Annotated in this window: 7 protein-coding genes; 2 read left to right on the forward strand and 5 right to left on the reverse strand. The window is 74.4% G+C overall.

Annotation, left to right across the window (positions count from 1 at the left end; translation table 11 throughout):
• Positions 1 to 1,075: acyltransferase family protein (locus E1298_RS40955; RefSeq protein WP_165975911.1), on the reverse strand; the 1,075-nt coding region annotated here is incomplete at its 3' end.
• Between the two features lie 210 nt (positions 1,076 to 1,285).
• Between E1298_RS40955 and E1298_RS40960 the strand changes: the two genes are divergently transcribed.
• Complete coding sequence (locus E1298_RS40960; RefSeq protein WP_131902772.1) at positions 1,286 to 2,059, forward strand: SGNH/GDSL hydrolase family protein; 774 nt, start codon at positions 1,286 to 1,288, stop codon at positions 2,057 to 2,059.
• Positions 2,060 to 2,086: 27 nt separating this feature from the next.
• Here E1298_RS40960 and egtD read toward each other — a convergent pair whose 3' ends face one another.
• The 4 genes from egtD to egtA are packed head-to-tail and all read right to left on the reverse strand — an operon-like array spanning position 2,087 to position 6,386.
• The gene (gene egtD / locus E1298_RS40965; RefSeq protein ID WP_131902773.1) at positions 2,087 to 3,040 is read right to left on the reverse strand and encodes an L-histidine N(alpha)-methyltransferase; all 954 of its coding nucleotides are present in this window, start codon (positions 3,038 to 3,040) and stop codon (positions 2,087 to 2,089) included.
• Positions 3,041 to 3,060: 20 nt separating this feature from the next.
• The gene (gene egtC / locus E1298_RS40970; RefSeq protein ID WP_131902774.1) at positions 3,061 to 3,795 is read right to left on the reverse strand and encodes an ergothioneine biosynthesis protein EgtC; all 735 of its coding nucleotides are present in this window, start codon (positions 3,793 to 3,795) and stop codon (positions 3,061 to 3,063) included.
• A complete protein-coding gene (gene egtB, locus E1298_RS40975) occupies positions 3,796 to 5,181 on the reverse strand; it encodes an ergothioneine biosynthesis protein EgtB (protein WP_243726143.1) in 1,386 nt (461 codons plus the stop codon). It lies immediately after the preceding gene.
• Positions 5,169 to 6,386: an ergothioneine biosynthesis glutamate--cysteine ligase EgtA gene (gene egtA / locus E1298_RS40980; protein ID WP_131902775.1), complete on the reverse strand. Its 1,218-nt coding sequence runs from the start codon at positions 6,384 to 6,386 to the stop codon at positions 5,169 to 5,171. The genes egtB and egtA overlap by 13 nt, the downstream gene beginning before the upstream one ends.
• Before the next feature lie 263 nt (positions 6,387 to 6,649).
• Between egtA and E1298_RS40985 the strand changes: the two genes are divergently transcribed.
• On the forward strand, positions 6,650 to 7,740 hold a 1,091-nt coding region (locus E1298_RS40985), incomplete at its 3' end, for a hypothetical protein (protein WP_131902776.1).

Below are 7,740 nucleotides of genomic sequence, written 5' to 3' on the forward strand. Positions count from 1 at the left end.
GGACCGGCGGGGTCTCCTCGCGGGGCTCGGCCGCCGAGGTCCGCGCCGCGTCCAGTGACGCGCGGAGGCGGGCCTTCAGCCAGGGGGCGGCGGGTCGCTCAACCAGGCGGTGCAGGGCGTAGGCGAGCAGCAGCGACGCCGCGGTCACGGCCGCGAGCGCACCCCAGCGGTCGAGGTCCGGGTACACCGCGTCCAGGAGCGGGAGCGCGACCTGCGAGTGGACGAGGTAGAGCGGGTAGGTGAGCGCCCCGAGGACGGTCAGGCCGCGCCACCGGACACCGCTGAGCCGGCCCGTCGCGACCAGGATCATGATCAGGAAGATCGCGGTGACGACCCCGGAGACGACCAGCTCGTCCGAGCCCTTGAAGGCGTGGTCGGCGCGCCAGCCGCCCCAGTACAGGGCCAGCAGCCAGGACGCGGCCACGTAGCCCCAGAGCAGCAGCGTCGGGCCGAACCGGTGGATCATGTAGAGCGCCATGCCGGCGATGAAGTACGGGCTCCACGTCGGCACCAGCATGACCTGGAGGAACCGGTTGCCGGCCTCGTCGGCGAACACGCCGCCGAGCATCCAGGCCGCCATGAAGACCAGACAGGACCGGTAGGTGATCCCGATGCCCGCGAGGACGGCGGCCAGCACGTAGAAGTGCATCTCGACCCAGAGCGTCCAGTAGACGGCGTCCACGTTATCGACGCCGAGCCCGCCCTGGAGCATCGTCAGGTTCGGCACCACCAGGCCCGGCACGCCGTGCCCCTCCCGGAACACCGCGTAGACGGCCGCGCCGAGCAGGACGCTCGCCCAGTACGCGGGCATCAGCCGGACCACCCGGGAGACCCCGAACTCGCCGGGCCCGCGCCCCCACGCGCTCATCAGGATCACGAACCCGCTGACCATGAAGAACAGGTCGACGCCCAGGTAGCCGTAGCGGGTGATCCCGGCGATCTCGGGGAAGACCTCGCGCGCCGCCTCGGGCCACGGGCCGGGGCCGCCGAACCCGGTGAAGTGGTACAGCACCACCGCCAGGGCCGCGAGGAAGCGCAGCAGGTCGAGTTCGGTCAGGCGAGCGCGTCGGGTCACCGCGGAACCCTCTCGGCGGTGGGTTGCCCTCCAAGAGCCGGGATGTGAGCGCGCGATGAACGGAGGGTGTAGGAAACGCTGCGTCCCGGTTCGCCTCGGACGGGCACGCGCGTCGTCGCGGACGGGGCGGCGAGTCGGCGCGGACGGGCGCGGGCAAGGGTCGGGATCAGTAAGATGCCGGGGCATCCCCGGAACATTTGGTGGTCCTCCATGACATCTCGCCGCGCCCGACGCGGCGCGGCGATCCTCGTGCTGTGCCTGGGCCTGACGGCCGTCCTGCCGGCGGTCGCGGGCTGCGCCGCGCTCGGGGGCCAGGTCCACCGGTCGGCGGCGGCCGCGGGACCCGCCGCGAAACCGGCCCCCGCCCGCGCGGCCGCGCCCGTGGTGATGTTCCTCGGCGACAGCTACACCGTCGGGGAGCGCGGCGCCCAGCCCGAGACCACCTACGCCCCCGCCACGGCACGGCTCCTGGGCTGGCAGGTCGTCGTCGGGGGGCGCGCGGGCACGGGCTTCGTCGCGCGCGGCGGCGGCCGGGAGCCGTTCCTTGAGCTGTTCGAGAGCCAGCTCGGGTGGCGTCCCGCGCCCGACATGCTGCTGGTGTCGGGCGGGCACAACGACTGGCGCATCCCGGCCCCGCAGGTCGCCGCGGCCGCGCACGTGGTGCTGGAGCGGGCCAGGCAGCGCTGGCCGGGCACCCACCTGGTGCTGATGGGGCCGCTGTGGGGCAACGACACGCCGCCGCCGAAGGCCTTGGCCGTCCGGGACGGGCTGAAGGCCCTGGCCGCGCAGCTCGGGATCCCGTTCATCGACCCGATCGCCGAGCGCTGGATCACCGGGAACCGCCGCTCCGGCCAGGGCAACGCGCCGGTGCTCATCCGCGGGGACGGCACCCACCCGAACCTGGCGGGCCACCGCTATCTGGCGGCCCGCCTGGTAGCGGACGTCGAGCGCCTGGGCCTCGCCCGCCCTTCGCGCAAGCCCTGACGCTGACCGGCCCCGCCGGGGCCTTCCCTACGGGGCGGGCTGGGCGAGGGTGAGGGAGAAGTCGCCCGCCTCGTCGGTCCAGAACCGGGCGAGCTCCAGGCCCGCCGCGCCGAGCTCGGCCTCCATCCGCTCCCGGCGGAACTTGGCGGAGACCTCGGTGCGCGTCTCCTCCCCCTCCGCGAAGGACACCTCCAGGTCGAGGCCGCCGACGCGGACGTCCTGGTCGCGGGTGGAGCGCAGCCGCATCTCGATCCACTCCTCCGCCTCGTTCCACCGCGCGACGTGCTCGAACGCGGCGGTGTCGAAGTCCGCGTCCAGCTCGCGGTTGATCACGTGCAGGACGTTGCGGTTGAACTCGGCGGTGACGCCCGCCGCGTCGTCGTAGGCGCGGACGAGCCGTCCCGTGTCCTTGACGAGGTCGGCGCCGAGCAGCAGGAAGTCGCCCTCGCCCATGGTCGCGCGCAGGCCGCCGAGGAAGCCGATGCGCGCGCCGGGCGGCATGTTGCCGAGCGTCCCGCCGAGGAAGGCGATCAGCCGCCGCTCCCCGCCCGGCAGCAGGTGCAGGTGCTGCTCGTAGTCGGCGACGACGGTCCGGACGGCCAGGCCCGGATGGTCGGCGGCGATCCCCGCCGCGGCCTCCTCCAGGAAGTCGCCGCTGACGTCCACCGGGACGTAGGAGCGCAGCGTGCCGCCCAGCGCGTCGAGCAGCAGCCGGGTCTTCTCCCCCGAGCCGGCGCCGAGCTCCAGCAGGGTGCGCGCGCCGGTGGTCGCGGCGATCTCGGGCGCCCGCGCGATGAGGATCTCCCGTTCCCGGCGGGTCGGGTAGTACTCCTCCAGCTTGGTGATCTCCTCGAACAGCGCGCTGCCGCGCTCGTCGTAGAACCACTTGGGCGGGAGCGTCTTCGGGGTGCCGGTGAGCCCCTCCCGGACGTCCTGGCGGAGCGTCTTGGCGAGGTCGTCGGCGGTCAGGAACCGGTCCACGTGGTTCTCCTTAGCGGCGTTCAGAGCTGGTCTATGCGGACGCCGGACGCGAGCCCGGCGGTGACGAGGGAGCAGTCGGGGACGGCCCGCCAGCCGGGGTCGTCGTCGAGCGGCTCGGAGGCGATCCGGATCTCCTCCCCGCCCGCGTGGACGAACAGCGAGTCGCCCCAGGTGGTGGCGGCGAGGGTCGTCCCGTCGGAGGCGAGCAGGTTGTAGCGGCCGGGGGCGAGCCCGGCCACGGTCGAGATGACCTCGGCGAGGCCCTCGCCGAGCGGGCGGCCCTCCCGCCACAGCCGGACGGCGAGGCCGAACAGCGGCGCCGAGTCGAGCGCCGCCCGCGCGTCCGCGACCTCGGCCAGGTCCCCGGCCAGCAGGCGCAGCTTGCCCTCGACGCCCGCGTAGTCCTCGATCTTGCCGTTGTGGCTGAACAGCCAGGCCCCGGAGCGGAACGGCTGCGCGCACGACTCGTCCACCGGGAAACCGACGGTCGCCGACCGGATCGCGGCGACCGCGCACCGGGTCCGGACGGCCCCGGCGACCTCGCGGAACGACGCGTCCGTCCAGATGGGCTGGGCGCGCCGGAAGCGGACGGCCTCGCCGCCGTGGTACCAGCCGACCCCGAAGCCGTCGGCGTTGAGCAGGTTCCCCCGTGTCATGCGCGGCTCGTACGCCTGGTGCTCCAGGGAGTGCTCCCCCTCGTACACCAGCGAGCGCAGCGTCCGTTCAGGCCCGAGATATCCGAGATGACGGCACATTCAGGCTCCCCCCTCTTCCCCCGCACTCCGGACGCCGCGCGCGCAGCGGAATCCGGAGAAGATCTGTCTCCTGATCGGGTAGTCCCAGTTCCGGAACGAGCCGCGCACGGCGAGCGGGTGCGTCGCCCACGAACCGCCCCGCAGCACCTTGTAATCGGGTCCGAAGAACACCTCCGAGTACTCCCTGTAGGGGAACGGGCGAAACCCCGGGTAGCCGTGGAAGTCCGACGACGTCCATTCCCACACGTCCCCGATGAGCCTTCGCACGCCGTACGCCGAGGCGCCCGACGCGTACGAGCCCGTCCCGGACGGGCGGAGCGTCCGCTGGCCGAGGTTGGCGCGGCCCTCCTCGTACGCGTCGCCCCACGGGTAGCGGCGCGACCGCTCCGCGTCCGGGTCCCAGCGGGCGGCCTTCTCCCACTCGGCCTCCGTCGGCAGCCGCTTGCCCACCCAGCGGGCGTACGCGTCGGCCTCGTACCAGCACACGTGCTGGACGGGCTCGCCGGGCGGGACGGGCTCCGTCCGCCCGAACCGGCGGCGCAGCCACTGCCCGCCCTCCCTCGACCAGAAGGCGGGGGCGCGCTTGCCGCCGGCCGTGCGCCACTCCCAGCCCGCCGGGTCCCACCAGCGCGGGTCGTCGTACCCGCCGGCCTCCATGAAGGCCAGGTAGGCGGCGTTGCTCACCGGCTCGGCGTCGATGTAGTACGCGGGGAGGTCCACCAGGTGCACCGGACGCTCGTTGTCGTACGCCCACGGATCGTCCGACGTGCCCATCTGGAACGGGCCCGCCTCGATCAGCACCTCGTCCGCCGCCGTGGCCTCGCCGGGCGCGCGCAGGCCGGATGCCTGGAGGGGCGCGGCGGGCGGGTCCAGGAGCGCGGGGGCGCCCTTGCGGAGCTGGTGCGTGGCCAGCATCGTCTCGTCGTGCATGTGCTCGTGCTGGACGACCATCCCGTACACGAACCCGCCCGAGGTGAGCGGGTCGGCGGTGTCGAACCGCACCGACGGGAGGGTGTCGAGCACCTTGGCGCGGACGGTGGCGATGTAGGACCGGGCCTCGTCCGGCGGCAGGATGGGCAGAGACGGCCGCTCGGCGCGGGGATGCTCGAACGCGTCGTAGAGCGTGTCGATCTCCGGGCGCATCGGCTCGGCGCCCGCCGCCGCGCGCAGCAGCCACAGCTCCTCGTAGTTGCCGATGTGCGCGAGGTCCCAGACGAGCGGCGACATCAGCGGCGAGACCTGGGCGGTGAGGTCGGCCGCAGCCAGCACCTCGGTGGTCAGGCCGAGGCTCCGGTCCCGCGACCTCCCGAGCTCACCGGCGATCAGTTCCTTCAGCGCGTCCTCGTCACGCTCGTCGATCGAGCGCGACGCCCTCATCGGGGCCATGTCAGGTCCTCCTCGGACGGCGTCGGTGGTGCGGTGTCGTCGGCCGGGCAGCGGCCCCGCTCGACGTAGCGGCGGTTGTACTCGTCCACGATCGGGACGAGCCCGGACGCGCCCAGCCGGGGAAGCGCCTCCAGCGCGGCGCGGAAGCAGGCCCGCGCGGCGGCGGCCAGGGACGCGTCGGCGAGCCCGCACCGGGCGGACTCCGCCCACAGGCGCGCGACCGGCTCGGCCGCGGCCTCGGCGGCCGCGGACGCGACCGGGTCGTCCAGCAGTGCGGTGGCGACCGCCACCGGGACGGGCCAGTACGGGCCCGGCAGCGCGTCGATCATCCGCAGCTCCAGCCAGCCGCGCGGGCGGACGGGCGGGAACAGGGTGGACAGGTGGTAGTCCAGGTCCCCCTCGCCGGGCTCGCCCTTGTCGAGCCACTCCCCGAAGGACATCCCGGGATCGGACACCCACTGCCCGGCCGCGGTGTGGACGAGCATGACCCGCGCGTCGAGCGCGTACCGCGTCCACTCCTCGGCCGGGTCGCCGTCCGCGCCGTCCCGCAGGACCGGGAGGGTGCGGCACGGGTCCAGCTCGGTCCAGATGACGCCCTGCCGGGACGAGCGCATCCCGGTGCGGCGCCCGGCCAGCACCGGTGAGTTGGCGAACGCGGCGACCAGGACCGGCCCGAGCGCGTGCGCGAGCCGCCAGCGGCGGGCCGCGTCGGCGGTGTCGGCGCCGATGTCCAGGCACACCTGGACGGACGCGGTCGAGCACATCATCGCGGTGCCCGACTCCGCGAAGCCGCTGGCGATGTAGTAGTCGCGCATGCACTGGTAGCGCGGATGGATGGCCTGGAAGCGGGGAAGCCGGACGGGGTCGACGCCGTGCCCGGCGAGCGCGAGCCCGGCCGGTTCCAAGGCGTTCCGGACATGCTCGACGTCCCGGGCGAGCGCCGCGTGCAGCCCGTCCAGCCCGGCGAACGGCGCGGAGCTGAGCTCCAGCTGCCCGCCGGGCTCGTAGGTGACGACGCTGCCGCCGGGCGGCGGGCCCACCCCCTCCACCAGCGCGCGGACGCCCTCGGCGGGCACGTGGGCGGACGGATCGGCGGCGTCGACCACGAACCACTCGGTCTCGGCTCCGACCGTCCCGGGCGGGCCCGTCTTGAAGCAGACCCCCTGAATGTGCTGGTAGACGTCGTCCACGGTCAGCCGGGTCACCCTCGTCTCCTCCGAAATTCGATCACGGGTTCGAATCCTTCCCTGCTGAACCGGATCAGGAATCCGCTAATTTTCGGGAACTTCCTTAAATCTGTGTGAACGTCACACTCCGCTGGCGAACGCCCTACCTTCCGTGCCGTCCGGCGGCACGTCCCGTCCCGGAGTTCTCAGTGGTTGACGGGAGGCGCTAGAGTCCCGATACCCGCCGGTATGTCCGACTTGCGGATGTCCGGCACCGGCACAGCGATCGACCGGGAGGTCACATGCGCGGGGACCCGGGCTCCCTTTACGACGCGCACGCCGCCCGCCTCTACGCCTACTGCTGGTCGCTGGTCGGCGACGAGGAGGCGGCCGCGGCGGTCGGCGACACGTTCGCCGCGGCGGTGCACCAGCCGCCGCGCGGCGACAGCGTGCTCTGGCTGTACTCGCTCTCGCGCGCGGCGTGCGCCGAGCGCGGCGCGTTCACCGGACGGGGCGGGCCGCCGTTCGCCGGTCCGGACCCGCTGCTGCGCGCCGCGGGCGGCCTGCGCTCCGACCACCGCGAGGTACTGCTGCTGTGGGCGGGCGAGTGGCTCGAACCCCCCGACATCGCCCGGGTGCTCGGCATCGCGCCGGACACCGTCGTCCAGCTGCTGAACGCCGCGCGGTCCCGGCTGGAGCGCGCCGTCCTCGGCACGCTCATGCGCGGGGCGGACGGGCCCCAGCTCGACCTGATCGCGGCGTTCGAGAAGGGGCGGCTGCCGCAGCTGCTCGCCAAGCGGGCGCCCGCGCGGGCGCCCGGCTGGCTGCGCGACCAGGTCCTCGCCGCGTGCGAGGAGGAGGCCGCCCGCCCGCTGCCCGGCGTCATCGCGCCGAGCCCGCTCGTGGTGATCGGCGACGGCAGGACGGCCCAGGGCCGTCCCAGGCGGGGCAGGCCGGGCGGGATCTCCAAGGGCGTCGGCGCGGTCGCGGGCCTCGCGGCCTCCGCCGCAGCGGTCGTCGGCCTGCTCGCCTCGTGGCCCTCGGCCAAGGGCGGCGGGGCGGCGTCCCTGATGCCGACCGCCGGGAACGGCCGCACCGACTCCGCATCGGCCGGCGCGGCCGGCCACCAGAGCCCGCCGCCCGGCCTCACCGGCTCCGAGCGCGCCACCGCGGACCCGAAGGCGGGCGCCCCCGTCACCGGCGCCTATGGCGACCCGTCGCGGCCCGCCGCCGGCACGCCGGGCGGGACCTCCCCCGGCTCGCCCGCGAAGACTTCGCCGGGTGAGCGGCCCCGCGGCGACGACCCGTCTGGTACCCCGTCCAAGCCGGGCGACCCGTCCGCGCCGCCCAGCAAGCCGACCACTCCCCCGGACGAGCCGACCGACCCCACGAC

The sequence above is a fragment of the Actinomadura rubrisoli genome (genome assembly GCF_004349215.1).
GTDB lineage: Bacteria > Actinomycetota > Actinomycetes > Streptosporangiales > Streptosporangiaceae > Spirillospora > Spirillospora rubrisoli.